A 17,648-nucleotide genomic window follows, 5' to 3' on the forward strand; every position below is an offset into this window, starting at 1 on the left:
AAAAAGTGATGTAATTTATCCGACTGTTTATTGCTTTAGGATAAAGATCGATCTGAGTTTAGAAATTCCAATAAATAAATTTAAGATTGATGATGAAACCGAACCCTGCGTTTAAGCAAGGTTTTGTGTTTTGTATGGTTTGCCGGTTGGCAAAATAATTTTATTGGCCGGAATTCCAACCATCAAAAAACAGCGGCAGAAGTTATTTCTGCCGCTGGAATGTTTAACTGAAATGTTAAAAGAGAACTAAAAAGCTGCTTGGGAAGAGTAGTTTATGTAGTTTTTTCCAGCTCTTTAGATGCTGCGAGAAGGGAAAGACGGGCCATGACGCCGTAAACATACAGGCGGTTGCATTCGCAATCAGGGTTTGCGCTGTTTGTTTGTGGTACGCCGAGTGAATCCCATTGGGCAAAAACCCGTTTGCAGCGTTCTTCATTGCCATCTTCTGCTCCGGCCACGGGGATGGCTTGGTTCAACTGCACGAAAGACATGCCGGTTGCGTTCAGGTTTTCATCGGTGCCGCGGCCTTCATGGACTCGAAAGAAGCCGCCGACTACAAAGCGGTCTATCATATACACCACGGGTTCGGATACGGCATCGTTGAGTGTTTCGTAGGTGTAAATGCCTTCTTGCACGATAACTTCGTTGACTTCAAGCCCTTCTTTTATTTTGGCCATTTTATTGCGGTTTTTGCGGTTGAGGCCGCGTATTTCTTCCGCAGATTTGACGCTCATAACGCCCATGCCGTAGGTGCCTGCATCGGCTTTGACAATCACAAAAGGCGTATCTTGGATACCTTTTTCATTATATTTGGCTTGAATTTTAGCCAGCATCCGCTCAACCGCCTCGGCCAGGGCATCTTCTCCTTCGCGCTCTTGAAAATCCAAACCGCTGATTTGTTCGAAATAGGGATTAATGTGCCAAGGGTCGATATCGATTAATTGTGCGAACTCTTCGGCAACTTCGTCGTAAGCTGCAAAATGTGCGGTCTTTCTGCGGGTCGTCCAACCTCCGTGAAGCGGCGGTAATACGGTTTGGGCGATGTCTTTTAAAATATCGGGCGTGCCGCCGGATAAGTCGTTATTTAATAGAATCAGGCAGGGGGAGAAGCCGTCTGAAAGGTGAACCCGGCCTCGGGTGCGCAAGAGGGGTTCAAGTAGGATTTTTTCGCCCAATGCGGTTTCAAATTCGGTAGGTTCGGTAATTTCGGGGTTCAAGCTGCCCAAGCGCACTTCAAAACCGGCGGAGCGCAGGATATTGCTGAGCGCAAACACGTTTTGCAGATAGAAGGTATTGCGCGTATGGTTTTCGGGCACAATCAGCACAGACTTGGCTTGCGGGCAAGAGCGCTCGACCGCGTCTTGGGCGGCATGGGCGGCCAGCTGGATAAAGTTGGGGTTGAGATTGTTGAATCCTCCGGGAAAGAGGTTCATGTCGATGGAGGCCATTTTGTAACCGGCATTGCGGATGTCGACAGATCCGTAAAACGGCGGCTTGTGTTCCGACCATTGGCGGCGGAACCATGCTTCGATTTTGGTTTGGTTGGCCAGAATTTTACGTTCGAATTCTTGCAATTGCGGCAGATAAGCGGGAGACATTACAGGCAGGTTCATGAAGGCTCCTTCGGGTAATCGTGAATAATGCGGAATAATAGGTTTTTTAGCTTTGAGATACAAGCTTCTTCATTTCAGACGGCCTGATGAGATTTTTCTTACAGTGTGGCCGCTACTTAAAATTAGACAATTTGTACAAATATTTTGCTATTTTTATCGTGCTATCTAATTAATTATAAAAAATTAGACAAAAAGGGTTGCAATGGCCGTCTGAAAAGCCTAATATTGCCCCTGGAATTATGCAGCCCAACCGGCAAAATCATTTAATTTCTAAATAACTTAACCGAACTACAAAGAAAAATTATGAGCGCACAAACCCTCTACGACAAACTTTGGAACAGCCACATCGTCCGCGAAGAAGAAGACGGTACCGTTTTGCTTTATATCGACCGTCACTTGGTGCATGAAGTAACCAGCCCACAAGCCTTTGAAGGCTTGAAATTGGCAGGGCGCAAACTGTGGCGCGTTGACAGTGTGGTTTCCACTGCCGACCACAATACGCCTACCGACAATTGGGATAAAGGCATTCAAGACCCGATTTCCAAGCTGCAAGTCGATACTTTGGACAGCAACATCAAAGAATTCGGCGCACTGGCTTATTTTCCGTTTAAAGACAAAGGGCAGGGCATCGTACACGTTATGGGGCCGGAGCAAGGCGCGACTTTGCCGGGCATGACCGTAGTGTGCGGCGATTCGCATACTTCCACCCACGGCGCATTTGGTGCGTTGGCGCACGGCATCGGCACTTCCGAAGTCGAACACACTATGGCCACCCAATGTATTACTGCCAAAAAATCCAAATCCATGCTGATTAAGGTTAATGGCCGTCTGAAACCGGGTGTTACCGCCAAAGACGTAGCTTTGTATATCATCGGCCAAATCGGCACGGCGGGCGGTACAGGCTATGCAATCGAGTTCGGCGGCGAAGCCATCCGTTCGCTCAGCATGGAAGGCCGTATGACTTTGTGCAATATGGCGATTGAGGCAGGTGCACGTTCCGGCATTGTTGCGGTGGACCAAACCACTATTGATTACATCAAAGGCAAACCTTTTGCGCCCAAAGGCAGCGATTGGGAGAAAGCCGTTGCTTATTGGCAGACTTTGGTTTCAGACGAAGGCGCCCAATTCGACAAAGTTTTCGAGTTTGAAGCAAGCAATATCGAGCCTCAAGTGACATGGGGCACGTCGCCCGAAATGGTGTTGGATGTGGGCGGCAAAGTACCCAATCCTTCCGAAGAGCAAGACCCCGTGAAGCGCAGCGGTATGGAGCGCGCGTTGGAGTATATGGGCTTGGTGGCCGGTACGCCTTTGAACGAAATTCCTGTGGACGTGGTGTTTATCGGCTCATGCACCAACAGCCGCATCGAAGATTTGCGCGAAGCGGCAGCCGTGGCGCGCGGACGCAAGAAAGCGGAAAGCGTGAAGCGGGTGCTGGTTGTGCCCGGCTCCGGTTTGGTGAAAGAGCAGGCCGAAAAAGAAGGTTTGGACAAAATCTTCACCGATGCAGGCTTTGAATGGCGCGAACCCGGCTGCTCGATGTGTTTGGCGATGAACGCAGACCGCCTTGCCCCGCAAGAGCGATGCGCTTCAACATCAAACCGCAACTTTGAAGGCCGGCAAGGTAACGGCGGGCGTACGCATTTGGTTAGCCCGGCTATGGCGGCGGCCGCTGCCGTGGCGGGACACTTTACCGATGTGCGCACTCTGTAAAGATATGCAGGCCGTCTGAAAAGTTTTCAGATGGCGCAAGATATTGAATTGTAATTCAGAAAAATTTTTGGCATGATGCGGAGTGCAGTAACATGAAACTGTACTTTCAAAAAATCAAGGAGTCCAACATGAAAAAATTAGTATTAGCCGCTTTAACCGCCATGACCTTATTGTCTGCATGCAATACCGTTTCAGGTTTCGGCAAAGACGTATCTAAAGCCGGCGACAAACTTGAGCAATCCGCAGACCGCCATGCACACTAAATTTATCTGAACAGATAAAACCCGCCCCCGCACCGCATCAACGCGGGGGCATTTTCAACCGAAAGTACAATCATGAAACCGTTTACCCCCATTACTGCGCTGGTGGCACCGCTTGACCGCGTTAATGTTGATACCGATGCCATCATTCCCAAACAATTTCTCAAGTCCATCAAACGCAGCGGCTTCGGTCCCAACGCCTTTGACGAATGGCGTTATCTCGATCACGGCGAGCCGGGCATGGATAACAGCAAACGCCCGCTGAATCCCGATTTTTCATTAAACCAACCGCGCTACCAAGGTGTGGAAATCCTGCTGACCCGCAAAAATTTCGGCTGCGGTTCTTCGCGCGAACATGCGCCGTGGGCTTTGGAAGACTACGGTTTCCGCGCCATCATCGCGCCTTCTTTTGCCGACATTTTCTTTAACAACTGCTACAAAAACGGCTTGTTGCCGATTGTGTTGACGGAAGACCAAGTCGATCAGCTGTTTAAAGAAGTGGAAGCCACCGAAGGCTATCGTTTGTCGATTGATTTGGAAAAACAAACCTTGACCACTCCGGGCGGCCAGACCTTTTCTTTCGACATCACCGAGCACCGCAAACACTGTTTGCTCAACGGCTTGGACGAAATCGGCTTGACCCTTCAACATGCCGATGAAATCAAAGCATTTGAAGAAAAACGCAAAGCCGAACAGCCGTGGTTGTTTAATGCCTGATAGGGCAGATATCAATGGTTAGATTTTAGAGCAGGCCGTCTGAAAATGTTTTCAGACGGCCTGTTTAGCTATTTGCCCGGCATTTCAGGGGCAGGGAGGCGTGTGAGACGGGTGCCGTTTAAATCGATTTCGGAGCCGAAACGCGCGCTGCCGTTGTTCCAATCTTCGATAGCGCGGCGTAGGGCTTCGCGGCTGTCGGCGACGAAGTTCCACCAAATCAAAGTGGGATGCGGCAGCGGTTCGCCGCCCAGCAGCATAAAGTGGCTGCCCGCTTCGACTTGCAAAGAAAACGATTCGGCTTGGCCGGCGGCGATGAAGGCCAGTTCGTCCGCGCCGAATGTTTCGCCGTTGATGCGGACTTTGCCTGCAATTACCAACACGCCGTATTCCCAAGACGGGTTTGCCGGAATATCGAGTTTTGCGGCGTTCGGGCATTGGATGTCCACGCCGAGCAAGGGGCTGTGTTGGGCGGTGGGTGCGGTGCGGCCTTGATAGCGGCCGGTGGTGAGGATGTAGCGCACGCCGTTGTCTTCCCATTCGGGCAGCTCGGGGTAATGTTGGAAATCGGGCTTGATGTCTTGATTCATCGGCAAGGCAATCCACAGTTGTACGGCATGCAGATTTTTTACGCCTTCGGGCGTTTGTTCGGTATGGGCAATGCCGTGTGTGTCGCCCGTGCCGGCCGTCATCAAATTGACTTGTTTGGGGCGGATAAGCTGGCGGTGGCCCAAGCTGTCTTGGTGCCATAATTCGCCTTCAAGCATCCAAGTGAAGGTTTGCAGGTTGGTATGTGGATGCGAACCGATTTGGAGGCCGTCTGAAAAAGCGTTAAATTCGGCTGGGCCTGCATGGTCGAGAAAACACCATGCGCCGATGGTGCGGCGGTTTGCCTGCGGTATCAGGCGGGCAACGGGAATGCCGCCGACGTCTTTTGTTTTGGCACTTAATTTTTGAGGGTTCATGTTGTGTGTTCCTTGTTTTCGTGGTGCGGATTGTTGCTGACAAAATCATCTCTTATAATGGTTTCGCTGTGAAGCATATTTAAAATATACCTGATTTAAGGATTTTCTATGAGCATTTTCAAAAAGTTGGCTCCTATGGCTTTGGTTTTGCTGGCGAGCGCCTGCGTAAGCCTTGAGGGTGTTGAAATCGGCGGGTTGGATAATGGCGCGTCAAGCGGTTCTTCAAGTAATATTGGTAAGTTCCGTTGCGACAACGGCTATAAAGTGTTGGTAAACTATAAATCTGCGAATCACGCTGTGGTTAGCTTCAACAACGGCAAAGATACGTTTATCGTTCAAACCTACCGCGCGCCTTCCGCTTCGGGTAACTATTTTGTGAACGATGCCAACACGTTAAGATGGCATGAGCAAGGCGGTACGGCAGTGCTGACTTATCCTGACAGCCAATACCGCACGACCAAAAAACTTTGGGATACGGTTTGCCGCCCCCGTTAATCGGTTGGCTTTAATGTTTAGGCTGCACGGAAAGGTTTCCGTGCAGCCTGATTTTTTTACTATTATTTTTTGACAGAAAGTTATTGATACAGTTGTCAGGATTAATTGTAAAAAGTAGGAGAACCAGATTTATATCTATCAAATATCTTTCATTATGGTATCTAAGGAAATAACTTTGGATGAGAGCAAATAAATTTCATCATTTGTGTAACCCTTGTTTTCAAAAATAATGTGTATCTGCTGAATTACATTGGGGATATCTTTATCTTCAGGTACAAAAATATATCTAATATCATTGGGTTCAAAAGTAAGAGAAGCATCCCACTTTGTAGCATTATGAGCATTTTCAAGCTCTTTATTATCTTTGAAGATAAGCTTAGGTAAGAAGTCTGAAAAAAGTTGATTTTTAGGATTGGGAATATATCTCCATTCACACTCCTCATCAAAATTCTTCTCCACCATTTGTCCCATTTTATTTTTCATAATTCCTTTTAAGGGCTTGATAAATTGGAGTAATTTAACAGGTGCGGGCATGGTCATATTTTTTGTGATTATTAATTTGGGAATAAAAATCATAAGGAAATCGAAAATACTTTTTCTAATTGCATCAGGTATCATGCTTTCATCTGATATATAAAAAATAGGATTCAAACCATTTTTAATTCCCCAATCTTTTGACATGCCGATGCCAAATTTTCCATAAAAATCTGTATGTGATGTGATCTGAGCTAATGGAATATCGCAAAAGCAAACCATTGGATATGCAAGAGATGAAATATTTCCTTTAATTATATTTTTTATAAGATCGCTTAAAATGTTGCCATCACTATAGGTAAGCTCGTGTTGAATTTCTTTGCTGACAAGCCACTGGATATCCTCCAAACAATATCTAGGCCAAAAACCAGATTCCAAAATATCAAATAAATATTCTTTTTTGGGAGTAAAGTGAAATAACGTATTAGATTTGATAGCCATAATTGTTGGAGTAAAAATAATTGATTTATGATTTAAAGGGTAGGTTTACATATTAGTTTGAAAAATCGCAGTTTTTCAGACGGCCTTATCTATCCAAGCCTTCCTGCACCATCTGCGCCGCCCGCAAAACCGCGCGGGCTTTGTTTTGGGTTTCCTGCCATTCGGCTTCTTCGTCGGAATCGGCCACGATGCCGCCGCCGCTCTGCACATACAGGGTTTCGTCTTTAATCACGGCGGTGCGGATGGCGATGGCTAAGTCCATGTCGTTGTTGAAGCTCCAGCAACCGACCGCGCCGCCGTAGATGCAGCGTTTGTTGGGTTCGAGTTCTTCGATGATTTCGAGCGCGCGTACTTTCGGCGCGCCCGACAGCGTGCCGGTGGGAAAGGTGGCGGCGAGTATCTGCATGTTGTCGATGTTGTTTTTCAGACGGCCTTCTACGTTGGAAACGATGTGCATCACGTGCGAATAGCGTTCGATAACCATTTTGTCGGTTACTTTCACTTCGCCGGTTCGGCTGACGCGGCCGACGTCGTTTCTGCCTAAATCAATCAGCATCACATGTTCGGCGATTTCTTTGGCGTCGTTGAGCAAATCTTGTTCGTTAGCCAAATCTTCGGCGGGGGTCTTGCCGCGCAGGCGGGTGCCGGCGATGGGGCGGACGATGATGTTGTCGCGTTCGCGGCGCACGAGGATTTCGGGAGACGAGCCGACGACGTGGAAATCGCCGAAGTCGTAGTAAAACATATACGGCGAGGGGTTGAGCGTACGCAGGGCGCGGTAGAGGCTGAGCGGGTTGTCGGTAAACTTCTGCTTCATGCGCTGGCTGGGCACAACCTGCATGCAGTCGCCGTCGAGAATGTATTCGCGGATTTTGCGTACATATTCTTTGTAGCGCGCTTCGCCGGTTTCGTGTTCCGGTTCGGTTTTGGGGCTGCCCAGCGAAAGGGGGATGGCGCAGCTTTGGCGCAGGCGGGTGCGTAAGTCTTCCAAGCGTTCGCGGGCTTGTTCGTAGCCGTTGGCTTGGGCGGGGTCGGCATAAACGATCAGGTGGATTTTGCCGCTGAGGTTGTCGACAACGGTCAGTTCTTCGGAAAGCATCAGCAGAATATCGGGCGTGCCGATGGTGTCGGGCTTGCCGCTGTTTTGGAAGCGGTGGGCGAAGTGCTCGAAATGGTAGATGGTTTCGTAGCCGAAATAGCCGACCAAGCCGCCGGTAAAGCGGGGCAGGCCGGGGATTTCGGGCGTTTTGAAACGCTCGTGAAACTGTTCGATGAAATGCAGCGGGTTGCCTTCGTATTGCTCGGTGATTTTACCGTTTTGATAAACGTCCACTTTTTTGCCGGATGCTTTGAGATAGGTGCGGCATGGCAGGCCGATAAAGGAATAGCGTCCGAAGCGTTCGCCGCCGACCACGGATTCAAGCAGGTAGGTGTAGGGCCGGTTGGCGAGTTTGAGGTAGAGGGAAAGCGGAGTATCGAGGTCGGCCAGCAGCTCTTGAACCAGCGGAATGCGGTTGTAACCTGCGGCGGCTTGGGCTTGGTATTCTTGTTTGGTAATCATGTTTCAGACGGCCTGAGGCGGGTTGGGAAATGACGCTGAGTATAGCAGTTTTATAAGGCCGGTTGATAGCGCAAAGGCCGTCTGAACAGGTTTTAGGAGCAAGCCGCAAAGCCTGAGACCTTTGCAAAACCCCACGCCAACAAACAGCCGGAACATTCTTCATCATGTTCCGGCTGTTTTTGCGTAAAAGTAGACAAGCTACCCCTAAATTCCCCTTAAAGTGCCTCATTATGAGGCACTGCCTGCCTGTTCAGGCAGCAACAGGCACACCTATCCTGTTGGCCGCCTTCAACAGGTTCACACACATCGCCTTCAGGTGGCTTTGCGCCCTCACTTTGCCCAACCCAAAATAGGCTGCCCGGCCATAGCGGAATTTGCGGTGCAACGTACCAAAGCTTTGTTCCACCGCATAGCGCACTTTCGCCAGCCGGCCGTTGCGTATTTTCTGCTCTTGGCTTAATGGGCAGCCACGGTGTGCTTTTTGCATGATGCCGTCTTTCAAGCCGCACGCTGCCAAATGTTGTCGGTTCTCCTGGCTGTCGTAGCCTTTATCCGCATAGACGGTGCTGCCTTCTGCGATGTCCGCCAGTAATGGCAGCAGGTGTTTGCACTCATGAGCATTGGCCGGGGTGATGTGCAGTTTCTCGATATAGCCGTCCGCATCGGTACGGGTGTGTTGTTTGTAGCCTAGATGGAAGCGGCCGTCTTTTTTGATCCACTTGGCATCCGGGTCTTTGCTGGGGGTGGTTTCGCCACAGACAACGCCTTCGTCATCCACTTCGATGGCCTGACGCTGTTTGCCGCCGGCCGTCTGAATAATGGTGGCGTCAACGATGGCGGCGGATGCTTTCTCTACTTTTAAGCCCTTGTCAGTCAGTTGGCGGTTAATCAGATCCAGTAGTCCGGCCAAGGTGTTGTCTTGTGCCAGCCAGTTGCGGAAACGGCAAAGGGTGCTGTGGTCGGGAATGCGGAAGTCGTCGAAGCGGCAGAAGAGTTGGAAATCGATACGGGTGATGAGGCTGTATTCGAGTTCGGGGTCGGAGAGGCTGTGCCATTGGCCGAGCAGGATGGCTTTGAACATGGAGAGCAAAGGATAGGCGGGACGGCCGCCATTGTCGCGCACGTAGCGGGTTTTGCGGCCGGCGAGGTATTGTTCGATGGGTGCCCAGTCAAGAATACGGTCGAGTTTGATGAGGGGGAAGCGGTCGAGATGTTTTTCGATGTGGTGGAGGGCGTCGGTGTGCAAAAAGCTGCTCATGAACAAAATCCTCTAAATTCCCGGAGTTTGATGTGAGTGGGAATTTAGAGGATTTTTGAGGGTTTTGCAAAGGTTTCAGCCTGTTTCGGCGCAACGCCCAAGTTCGCTTTCAGACGGCCTTTGCGCTATCATCGCCGTTTTGTTTTCGGAAGTCTGTTATGAATACGGCTGTTTCTCCGCAATCCGAATTTTGGCGCGGAGCTAAAGACTGTTTGCCTGTGATTATCGGGATGTTGCCGTTTGCGGCTGTTGGAAAAGGTCGGGTTATTTACACTTTTTATACCAAACAGCTTTTGTTTTTTGCAGGAATGATGGTTTCGTGATTTTTGAGTATTCTCAAGAACGATGCGGCTTCACCGTGCCTTTCGGCATTCTTGATAACCCTCAAAAATCCCAAAATGGGTCTGCATGCAAAAAACGGAAAGTGTAAACAACGCTAGAATTTCCTACACATAGTTATTAAAATTTTTGGTGGAGACCTGCTTTTTGTATTTCAAGCGTTGGCGGGGTATTGCCACGCGTTATGCGAAAAGATTGACTTCATTTGTTGCGGCAATAGAAATTAGGATTATTGCGATGTGGTTAAGAATATTGTGGCTACACTACCTAGGTAGAAATTACAGTCTTGATCTATTAAAGATGTGAGCATACAGCAAAAGTAAATTTGAAATCTAAAACCAAAAAAAGCATTTTAAATAAAACCCGCCGAAATGGCGGGTTTTATTTTAGCAGTAAGCCGTACTTAAGGGTACGACGAAATCATGCGGCTTCTGTTCTGCTTGCCATAAGTCGTAATCAGACTGCATGCCAAGCCACATTTGACTACTCGTGCCGAGTAAAATAGACAAGCGAACTGCCATTTCAGCTGATATGGCAGCCTTGCTGTTTAAAACGCGGGAAAGAGCAGCACGAGTAACACCCAAACGCTTTGCCGCTTCAGTAACGCTGGTTTCGGCAAGGTATTCACGCAACACCAAACCTGGGTGCGGGGGGTTGTGCATCATACATTCTCCTAGTGGTAGTCTTGGTAATCGACAACTTCAACATCATTACCGTTAAAGCGGAATGTGATGCGCCAATTGCCATTTACCTTGATACTCCAGTGGTCTTTGAGATTGCCACTTAACTGATGCAATTGCCAGCCCGGAGCGTTCACATCTCGGGGCGAGGTTGCACGGTTTAGGGCCGATAGTTGAAGTTTCAGCTTTTCTGCATGGTTAGCCTGTATGCCGGCTTTGTTTCCGGTTTCAAAAAAAATTGCTAGGCCTTTGTGCTTGAAACTTTTAATCATAGTTAAGTCCTTAGTTAATTGATAAATATGATATGCATAATTAAATCTCCTTTCAAAAATGTGCAGCGATACTATACGCAGACATCCGTATAGTGTCAAGTTGCAAAAAACAGTTTGAGTTTGTTTGCCGAAAGTTAAAAAAACATGAAATCCATCATTAGGCTTGCCCAAAGCATAATATTCAGAGTGAAAAATAGGCAAGCGAAGATATAGAACCATGTTTTGGTTATGCCTTGCAGTAGATACCAACATTTAGGTAAAAACTTGGTTGGAGGTTTAAGTTTTTTTCTGTTTGATAAAAATACGGGCAAAAAGGCAATGGTGCTTGTGATGACCAGCCATTTGAAAAGACCTTTTCTTAATTGAATCGGTTGCCAAGAAATGTACACCATAAGGAACAATGCTAACAGGATGGCGCCTATCTCTAACCAATGCTTATGCTGTTTTACATATCGTTTAATTTTCACTCTTCACTATTCCTGCACACCTCCACCGCTTCCTGCAAACTGCTCACGCCGAAAATCTGTAAGCCGGGGAATTCTTTCGGGTTGCGCGGCAGATTGGCTTTAGGCACGACGGCGCGTTTGAAGCCGAGTTTTTCCGCTTCTTTCAAGCGTTCCTGCCCGCGCGCCACGGGGCGGACTTCGCCGCTCAAACCGATTTCGCCGAAGGCCACCATTTTTTCGGGCAGCGGGCGGTTGCGGAAGCTGGAGAGCATGGCAAGGATAATGGCAAGGTCGGCGGCGGGTTCGTTGATTTTTACGCCGCCTACGGCGTTCAGGAATACGTCTTGGTCGAAGCAGGCGATACCGGCATGGCGGTTTAACACGGCCAACAGCATGGCGAGGCGGTTTTGTTCGAGGCCGACGGTAAGGCGTTTGGGCGTAAAGCCGTGGGCGTCGTCAACCAACGCCTGAATTTCCACCAACAGCGGGCGGCTGCCTTCTTGCGTGACCAATACGCATGAGCCGGGCACGTCGTCGCGGTAGCTGGCGAGAAAAATCGCCGAAGGGTTGGACACGCCTTTCAAGCCGTGTTCGGTCATGGCGAACACGCCCAGCTCGTTGGCCGCACCGAAACGGTTTTTGATAGCGCGTATCATGCGGTAGTTGGAATGCTGGTCGCCCTCGAAATAAAGCACGGTATCGACCATGTGTTCGAGCACGCGCGGGCCGGCGATGGCGCCGTCTTTGGTAACGTGGCCGACCAAAATCATGGCAATGCCCATCTGCTTGGCCATGCGGGTGAGCTGGGCGGCACACTCGCGCACTTGCGATACTGAGCCGGGCGCGGAAGTGATTTGGTCGGAATACATGGTCTGAATCGAATCGATTACCACCACGGCGGGTTCGTGCTGTTTTAAGGCCGTCTGAATGGCTTCCATGCGGATTTCCGCCAGCAGGTTCACGCCTTCGCTTTGCAAGCCCAAGCGTTGCGCGCGCAAGGCGACTTGTTGGGCGGATTCCTCACCCGACACATACAGCACTTTGCGGCTTTTCGCCATCATCGCCACGGTTTGCAGCAGCAGCGTCGATTTGCCGATGCCGGGGTCGCCGCCAAGCAGAATTACCGCGCCGCTCACCAAACCGCCGCCCAACACACGGTCAAGCTCGCCCATGCCGGTGGGTTCGCGCGGCACTTCGGTGGCAGTTACTTGGGAAAGCTCCTGCACTTGTGCGGTGTCCGCCGCCCACGATTGGAAGCGCACGTTTTTCGGCTCGGGTGCGGCAAGGCTTTCCTGTAAGGTGTTCCATTCGCCGCAATGCGGGCATTTGCCTTGCCATTTTGGGGTGGTGCCGCCGCATTCGCTGCATTGGTAAACGGTTTTCGGTGCTTTTGCCATGAGGGTTCCTGCGGGTAAGGGTATGGGGGATGAGGCCGTCTGAAAAACGCTATTGTAACGCCGATTCGGTATGCGGGCGCAGTACAAACGGGAATTGGCGGCTTGGTAACAATAAATATAACATTAGTTACCAATGTAACATTGAGGCGGTAAAAATGTCCGCATGTCAGTCTTTTGATATAGGGAAATATTTATTTGTTATTATTCAAATCGAGTAGATTAAACGGGAATAGATGAAAATGAAGCGAATAAACACCCGCTTAGCAGCAGCCGTATTGATGCTCGGTTTAACTTTTACAGCCTCTGCACATAACGCGGCAGAGTTACAAGAGCGCACGAAACTGGCCGAGCGCGGCGACAAACAGGCTCAGTATGAGCTGGGATTGGCGTATGAAAACGGAGACGGCGTAGAAAGCGATTTGGAAAAAGCCTTCAAGATGTACCGCCGCGCGGCAAAACAAGGCCATGCGGAAGCACAAGCCAATTTAGGTGCAATGTATCAGGAAGGCCGCGGTGTGAAAACTAATATGAAAACGGCTTTGTCTTGGTACCGCAAAGCAGCGGCGCAAGGCAGCACGCATGCGCAAAACAACTTAGGCCGTCTGTATTTTTACGGTTTCGGGGTAGGGCAGGATTATCAGCAGGCGTTTGAGTGGTTCAAACAGGCTGCGGATAAAGGCGAAAACACCGCGCAAAAAAATCTGGCTTATATGTATGCGAACGGCACCGGCGTGGAAAAAAACATGAAGCAGGCCGCCGTGTGGTATGAAAAAGCCGCTCAACAAGGCTTGGTGGAAGCCCAAGCGGAAATCGGTTTCATGTATGACTCCGGCGAAGGGGTGGAAGCCGATCCGGTAAAAGCCGCTTTGTGGTACACGCAAGCTGCCGACCAAGGAAATACTGTTGCCCAATACAATCTGGGCAATATGTATCTGATTGGCCGCGGCGTAGTTAAAAACATTGATAAGGCCTACATACTGCTGGGTCAGGCTTGCAAAGGCGGCGACGAAGATGCCTGCAAATTTATGCGAGATCAGCAAGGCCATTAATCGGCCCTGAGTAAGAATGACGGCAAACAGCCTGAGACCTTTGCAAAAAAATCATCTGCGGCGCATTTTTGCGTTGTGAGGTGCACGCTCGCTGGTTTATCTTAGGCCTCAGCCCGTGCCAATCATAATTGTGGACAGGCTGGTGTAAAAGTTTACGAAATCTCCCTTTAATACTTGGCAATCACGGTTGCCAGGTATTTTTTTATTTGTCGAAAGTGAAATGTCGGTAAGTGCTTCTTGTGCCGATATTTATGTTTTGGGTGGTTGAAAATCGTTCTGTAAGATAGTGCCGCCGAAGGGTATAATATCCAATTTAATATTCCTAAATAACACACAAACCTATGCAGACTTTAGACGTAACCGGATTGAAATGCCCGCTGCCGATTTTGCGCGCAAAAAAAGCATTGGCGCAGATGCAGGCCGAAGAAGTATTGACCGTATTGGCCACCGACCACGGCGCTCCTGATGATTTTGCCGCTTTTTGCCGCCAAACAGGACATGTACTGCTTGAATCTTCCGAAGCAGACGGCGTATTTAAATTGGTGGTTCGCCACAAGTGAGGCCGTCTGAAATGTTGAAAAGCATGTTCTTTCTGCTACCTGCTGTATTATTCACTGCCTCGTGCGGGGAAAACATTCCGCCGGAGCGGCTGGAAAGTCATGCTGCCCAAGCGGTGCAGTTGTTTGAAGAAGTTTGCGTCGGAAACAACGGCAACCCGCAGAATGTTGCGGCTTGGGCGGCGCAACAGCAATTACCCATGCTCGGCGAGGCGGCTGTGAAGAATCTGCCTTTGGGGATGATGGAATTGGATGCGCAAGCAGTTTGGACAGTTGAGAAAGACGGCGCAACCTTTTATATCAGCACCGCGCCCGGTTCGTGCAGCGTTAAAACGCCCCGTGCCGACCATCAAGCGGCGCGTCAATATTTTGTCGCCTTAGCAGAAAAAGGCAGAGCAGGCGCTACCGCTATGCTCAGAGCCGACAACGGCGTATCTTCGCCGTTTCCGTTCAATCAGCTGGTGTATGGCTGGCATGCAAACGGTGCCGACGAAGAAATATTGCTAACGGCCAACACCTCTCCGTCCGAGCATGTGCCGGCGCAGCTCGCCCTTTACCTTACCCGCCAGCCGCTGGGCATGAAGGTAATCGGCGGCCAATAAACAGACATCAGGCCGTCTGAAAAACATCTGGGTTTTCAGACGGCCTCACCGCAAATATTGATAGATGAAACAAAGGAATACCATGCAAACCCTGACCATAATCCAACCTGATGACATGCACCTGCACTTGCGCGACGGCGAGGCCTTGAAAGCGGTGCTGCCGTTTACCGCCCGCCAGATGGGACGCGCGGTGATTATGCCCAACCTCAAGCCGCCCGTAGTCAGCGTGGCCGATGCACAAGCCTATAAAGAACGCATCTTGGCAGCTTTGCCCGAAGGCAGCACGTTTGAACCTTTGATGACGTTATACCTGACCGATAAATCTACACCCGAATTGGTGCGTGAAGCCAAAGCTGCCGGTATCGTGGCCTTCAAGCTTTATCCCGCAGGCGCGACCACCAACTCCGATTCGGGCGTAACCGATTTGTTTAAGCTGATTCCCGTATTGGAAGAAATGGCCAAACAAAATATGCTGTTTTTGGTGCACGGAGAAGTGACCGACCCCGAAATCGATATTTTCGACCGCGAGGCCGTGTTTATCGAGCGCGTGTTGAAGCCGGTATTGGAAAAAGTGCCCGCTTTGAAAGTGGTGTTTGAACACATTACCACCGCCGATGCCGCCCGTTTGGTGATGGAGGCCGGCGACAATGTGGCAGCAAGCGTGACGCCGCAACACCTTTTGCTGAACCGCAACGATTTGCTGGTCGGCGGTGTTCGTCCACACCATTATTGCCTGCCGGTATTGAAGCGCGAGATCCACCGCAAGGCCTTGGTTGAAGCGGTTACCGGTGAAAAATCGCATAAATTCTTTTTGGGTACAGACAGCGCCCCGCACGCGCAATCGGCCAAAGAAAACGCTTGCGGCTGTGCAGGCATGTTCAGCGCCGTTACGGCCGTCGAACTGTATGCCGAAGTATTCGAGCAAGCCGGTGCTTTAGACAAACTCGAAGCATTTGCTTCGAAAAACGGTGCGCGTTTTTACGGCTTGCCCGAAAACCCTCGCACGATTACCTTGGTGAAACAAAGCCAGAAGGTTGCCTCGGCCGTGCCGTTCGGCGGCAATGAAGTCTTAGTGCCGATGCGTGCGGGTGAAAGTGTCGGCTGGACTGTTCAATATTGATGGTTGATATCGGACAGATATTCAAATAGGTATCCGAAAACAAGCAGGCAGACGGTGCATCCGTCTGCCTGTTTATTTATGGGGGAATCGAGAAAGCATCCATCATGTTCAGGCGCAAAGCTGAATTTTTCAGATGGCCTCAATCTTAATATTGGGGAGGTCGGGCAGATGAATGCCCGTCGGAAGCACCGTTTAACCCGTTGAGCTTGTTTTGTGCTTTTTGCACGGCATCTTCCAGCTTCTGAATACGCTCTTGATAGCGCACATAGTTCCGTTCATGGCCGTAACGAATCTGCCTGCCTTCGGCCAAAGCTTTCTTGGCCGCATCAAGTTCTTGTTGTGCAGCTTTAAGTTTGGCTTGGTCTTCCTGTGTACCTTGCGAGCCTTGAGGATGGGGTGGCTCTTGGGGCGCGGTGGAAGTGTTTGAAAGCTGGCCGCTGCTTTGTGCCGGGCTGTTTGAGTAAATGCCTATTTTACCGATTTCGGTTTTTTGGCAATGCTTGCCGGCGTTTTGAGAATAAACGGTGCGGTCGCTGCTGTCTTTACAGGCATAAATCGTGTCAGCCGAGGCAGGCAATGTAGCCAAGATCAATGCGGCTGTTCCCAAAAGTAATGTGTTTTTCATGTAAGGCTTTCAATATCGGTTTGGTCAAAACAATCAAAAGTATGCCGTCTGAAAAAGCAGCAGGCAACCGTTGGCGTGAATAATGGGTTTCAAAAGCTACCGCGCAACCAAAACCACCACACCGCCAGCAAAACCAACGCCATTAAAATATTGCCGGCAATGATCTTGCGCCAGCTTCGCGAATCGGCAGGTTTGAGTAAACGCTTGCCGCGGCTCACATAGAAAAACGGGCTGAGCAAAATCGAAACAGCCGATATCAAAATTACCGCCGCATAATAAATTTTTTCACGTTCCATTACCCACCTTTTACTTTTTAAGAATTTGTTTTAAAAATCATTATATAGGAATTCGCTATTTATAGAGATTGAGGTTTCGGATCGCTGCTTGATGTGTGAAAGTCTGAAGTATGGCCATATCGGGCAGAGGGCGGGCGGATATATGTCAATTGTGTAAGGCATGTGCATTTTTCATGCTTGTACTTATTTGCGCAGAACTTTACAGGCACTAAACCATCTCACTACGGAAACCTTTTCGGATGATGCAGGTAATGTTTGCATATTCTTACCGAAAAATATTGGTAAAAAAATGCATTCAAGGCTAAAATCGGCACGTGTTTTTCCCGAAATACTTTAAAACCATAAATAATAACGGAGTTGAAAAAAATGACCGCTAAAGGACAAATGTTACAAGATCCTTTTTTGAACGCTTTGCGTAAAGAGCATGTGCCTGTTTCCATCTACTTGGTAAACGGCATCAAGCTGCAGGGGCAAGTTGAATCGTTTGACCAGTATGTTGTATTGCTGCGTAATACATCTGTTACGCAGATGGTTTACAAACATGCGATTTCCACTATCGTTCCGGCTCGTGCCGTGAGCTTGCAGCATGAAAACAAACAGCCTGCCGCTGCGCCAGTTCAGGTTGAAACCACCCAGCCTTCCGCCTAAGCGGGAGGGTAGTTAAAATACCTTACCTTCAGGGGTAAGGTATTTTTTCTCATACTTTCAGACGGC

General features: G+C 49.5%; 20 protein-coding genes and 1 pseudogene. 11 read left to right on the forward strand and 10 right to left on the reverse strand.

Translation table 11 applies throughout. From position 1 onward, the window contains the following. Positions 1–272: 272 nt before the first annotated feature. Positions 273–1,613 carry a glutamate--cysteine ligase gene (gene gshA / locus CKV66_RS06325; protein ID WP_085363816.1) on the reverse strand — a complete coding sequence of 447 codons (1,341 nt, stop codon included), beginning with the start codon at positions 1,611–1,613 and terminating at the stop codon, positions 273–275. A gap of 303 nt (positions 1,614–1,916) precedes the next feature. Between gshA and leuC the strand changes: the two genes are divergently transcribed. The 3 genes from leuC (at position 1,917) to leuD (ending at position 4,300) form a co-directional block, all read left to right on the forward strand. Further along, positions 1,917–3,323 carry a 3-isopropylmalate dehydratase large subunit gene (leuC, locus tag CKV66_RS06330; protein ID WP_085363815.1) on the forward strand — a complete coding sequence of 469 codons (1,407 nt, stop codon included), beginning with the start codon at positions 1,917–1,919 and terminating at the stop codon, positions 3,321–3,323. A 128-nt stretch (positions 3,324–3,451) separates the two neighbouring features. Then, entirely contained in the window at positions 3,452–3,586 is a 135-nt protein-coding gene (locus CKV66_RS06335) for an entericidin A/B family lipoprotein (RefSeq protein ID WP_085363832.1), read from the forward strand. 72 nt (positions 3,587–3,658) lie between these two features. Then, entirely contained in the window at positions 3,659–4,300 is a 642-nt protein-coding gene (gene leuD, locus CKV66_RS06340) for a 3-isopropylmalate dehydratase small subunit (protein WP_085363814.1), read from the forward strand. 68 nt (positions 4,301–4,368) lie between these two features. On the opposite strand, the gene CKV66_RS06345 is transcribed toward leuD, so the two are convergent. Further along, positions 4,369–5,262, reverse strand: coding sequence for a pirin family protein (locus CKV66_RS06345; RefSeq protein WP_085363813.1), 894 nt, complete (start codon positions 5,260–5,262; stop codon positions 4,369–4,371). A 108-nt stretch (positions 5,263–5,370) separates the two neighbouring features. Here CKV66_RS06345 and CKV66_RS06350 point away from each other — a divergent pair, with 108 nt between their 5' ends. Continuing rightward, positions 5,371–5,757, forward strand: coding sequence for an MliC family protein (locus CKV66_RS06350; protein WP_085363812.1), 387 nt, complete (start codon positions 5,371–5,373; stop codon positions 5,755–5,757). 138 nt (positions 5,758–5,895) lie between these two features. On the opposite strand, the gene CKV66_RS06355 is transcribed toward CKV66_RS06350, so the two are convergent. The 3 genes from CKV66_RS06355 to CKV66_RS06365 form a co-directional block, all read right to left on the reverse strand. Beyond that, positions 5,896–6,732, reverse strand: a complete 837-nt coding sequence (locus CKV66_RS06355) for an abortive infection system antitoxin AbiGi family protein (protein ID WP_085363811.1) — start codon at positions 6,730–6,732, stop codon at positions 5,896–5,898. 85 nt (positions 6,733–6,817) lie between these two features. Continuing rightward, on the reverse strand, positions 6,818–8,293 hold the full coding sequence (gene trpE, locus CKV66_RS06360) for an anthranilate synthase component I (RefSeq protein ID WP_085363810.1): 1,476 nt from the start codon (positions 8,291–8,293) through the stop codon (positions 6,818–6,820). A 250-nt stretch (positions 8,294–8,543) separates the two neighbouring features. Then, entirely contained in the window at positions 8,544–9,551 is a 1,008-nt protein-coding gene (locus tag CKV66_RS06365; RefSeq protein WP_085363809.1) for an IS5 family transposase, read from the reverse strand. Positions 9,552–9,709: 158 nt separating this feature from the next. On the opposite strand from CKV66_RS06365, the gene CKV66_RS12180 reads away from it, so the two are divergent. Both CKV66_RS12180 and CKV66_RS12560 read left to right on the forward strand, forming a co-directional pair. After that, positions 9,710–9,874: a hypothetical protein gene (locus CKV66_RS12180; protein ID WP_157739153.1), complete on the forward strand. Its 165-nt coding sequence runs from the start codon at positions 9,710–9,712 to the stop codon at positions 9,872–9,874. Positions 9,875–10,010: 136 nt separating this feature from the next. After that, positions 10,011–10,196, forward strand: a pseudogene (locus tag CKV66_RS12560) (hypothetical protein); the annotation flags it as partial. A gap of 80 nt (positions 10,197–10,276) precedes the next feature. Here CKV66_RS12560 and CKV66_RS06370 read toward each other — a convergent pair. From CKV66_RS06370 to radA, 3 genes are all read right to left on the reverse strand, one after another. Continuing rightward, positions 10,277–10,552, reverse strand: coding sequence for a HigA family addiction module antitoxin (locus tag CKV66_RS06370; RefSeq protein WP_085363831.1), 276 nt, complete (start codon positions 10,550–10,552; stop codon positions 10,277–10,279). Positions 10,553–10,563: 11 nt separating this feature from the next. Then, positions 10,564–11,061 carry a type II toxin-antitoxin system RelE/ParE family toxin gene (locus CKV66_RS12805; protein WP_331716134.1) on the reverse strand — a complete coding sequence of 166 codons (498 nt, stop codon included), beginning with the start codon at positions 11,059–11,061 and terminating at the stop codon, positions 10,564–10,566. Positions 11,062–11,305: 244 nt separating this feature from the next. After that, a complete protein-coding gene (gene radA, locus CKV66_RS06385; RefSeq protein ID WP_085363806.1) occupies positions 11,306–12,685 on the reverse strand; it encodes a DNA repair protein RadA in 1,380 nt (459 codons plus the stop codon). 239 nt (positions 12,686–12,924) lie between these two features. On the opposite strand from radA, the gene CKV66_RS06390 reads away from it, so the two are divergent. The 4 genes from CKV66_RS06390 (at position 12,925) to pyrC (ending at position 16,013) form a co-directional block, all read left to right on the forward strand. Beyond that, on the forward strand, positions 12,925–13,734 hold the full coding sequence (locus CKV66_RS06390) for a tetratricopeptide repeat protein (RefSeq protein ID WP_158087794.1): 810 nt from the start codon (positions 12,925–12,927) through the stop codon (positions 13,732–13,734). 341 nt (positions 13,735–14,075) lie between these two features. Beyond that, positions 14,076–14,294 carry a sulfurtransferase TusA family protein gene (locus tag CKV66_RS06395; protein ID WP_085363804.1) on the forward strand — a complete coding sequence of 73 codons (219 nt, stop codon included), beginning with the start codon at positions 14,076–14,078 and terminating at the stop codon, positions 14,292–14,294. A gap of 11 nt (positions 14,295–14,305) precedes the next feature. Further along, positions 14,306–14,893 (forward strand): NMCC_0638 family (lipo)protein, encoded by a 588-nt coding sequence (locus tag CKV66_RS06400; protein WP_085363803.1) that lies wholly within the window; start codon positions 14,306–14,308, stop codon positions 14,891–14,893. 82 nt (positions 14,894–14,975) lie between these two features. After that, positions 14,976–16,013 carry a dihydroorotase gene (pyrC, locus tag CKV66_RS06405; protein ID WP_085363802.1) on the forward strand — a complete coding sequence of 346 codons (1,038 nt, stop codon included), beginning with the start codon at positions 14,976–14,978 and terminating at the stop codon, positions 16,011–16,013. A 145-nt stretch (positions 16,014–16,158) separates the two neighbouring features. Here pyrC and CKV66_RS06410 read toward each other — a convergent pair whose 3' ends face one another. After that, positions 16,159–16,638 carry a hypothetical protein gene (locus CKV66_RS06410; protein WP_085363801.1) on the reverse strand — a complete coding sequence of 160 codons (480 nt, stop codon included), beginning with the start codon at positions 16,636–16,638 and terminating at the stop codon, positions 16,159–16,161. Positions 16,639–16,727: 89 nt separating this feature from the next. Continuing rightward, positions 16,728–16,934 (reverse strand): hypothetical protein, encoded by a 207-nt coding sequence (locus CKV66_RS06415; protein ID WP_085363800.1) that lies wholly within the window; start codon positions 16,932–16,934, stop codon positions 16,728–16,730. Positions 16,935–17,300: 366 nt separating this feature from the next. Between CKV66_RS06415 and hfq the strand changes: the two genes are divergently transcribed. Then, positions 17,301–17,582, forward strand: a complete 282-nt coding sequence (hfq, locus tag CKV66_RS06420; RefSeq protein ID WP_085363799.1) for an RNA chaperone Hfq — start codon at positions 17,301–17,303, stop codon at positions 17,580–17,582. The last annotated feature ends 66 nt before the right edge of the window (positions 17,583–17,648 follow it).

The organism is Neisseria zoodegmatis (assembly GCF_900187305.1).
Taxonomy (GTDB): Bacteria; Pseudomonadota; Gammaproteobacteria; order Burkholderiales; family Neisseriaceae; genus Neisseria; species Neisseria zoodegmatis.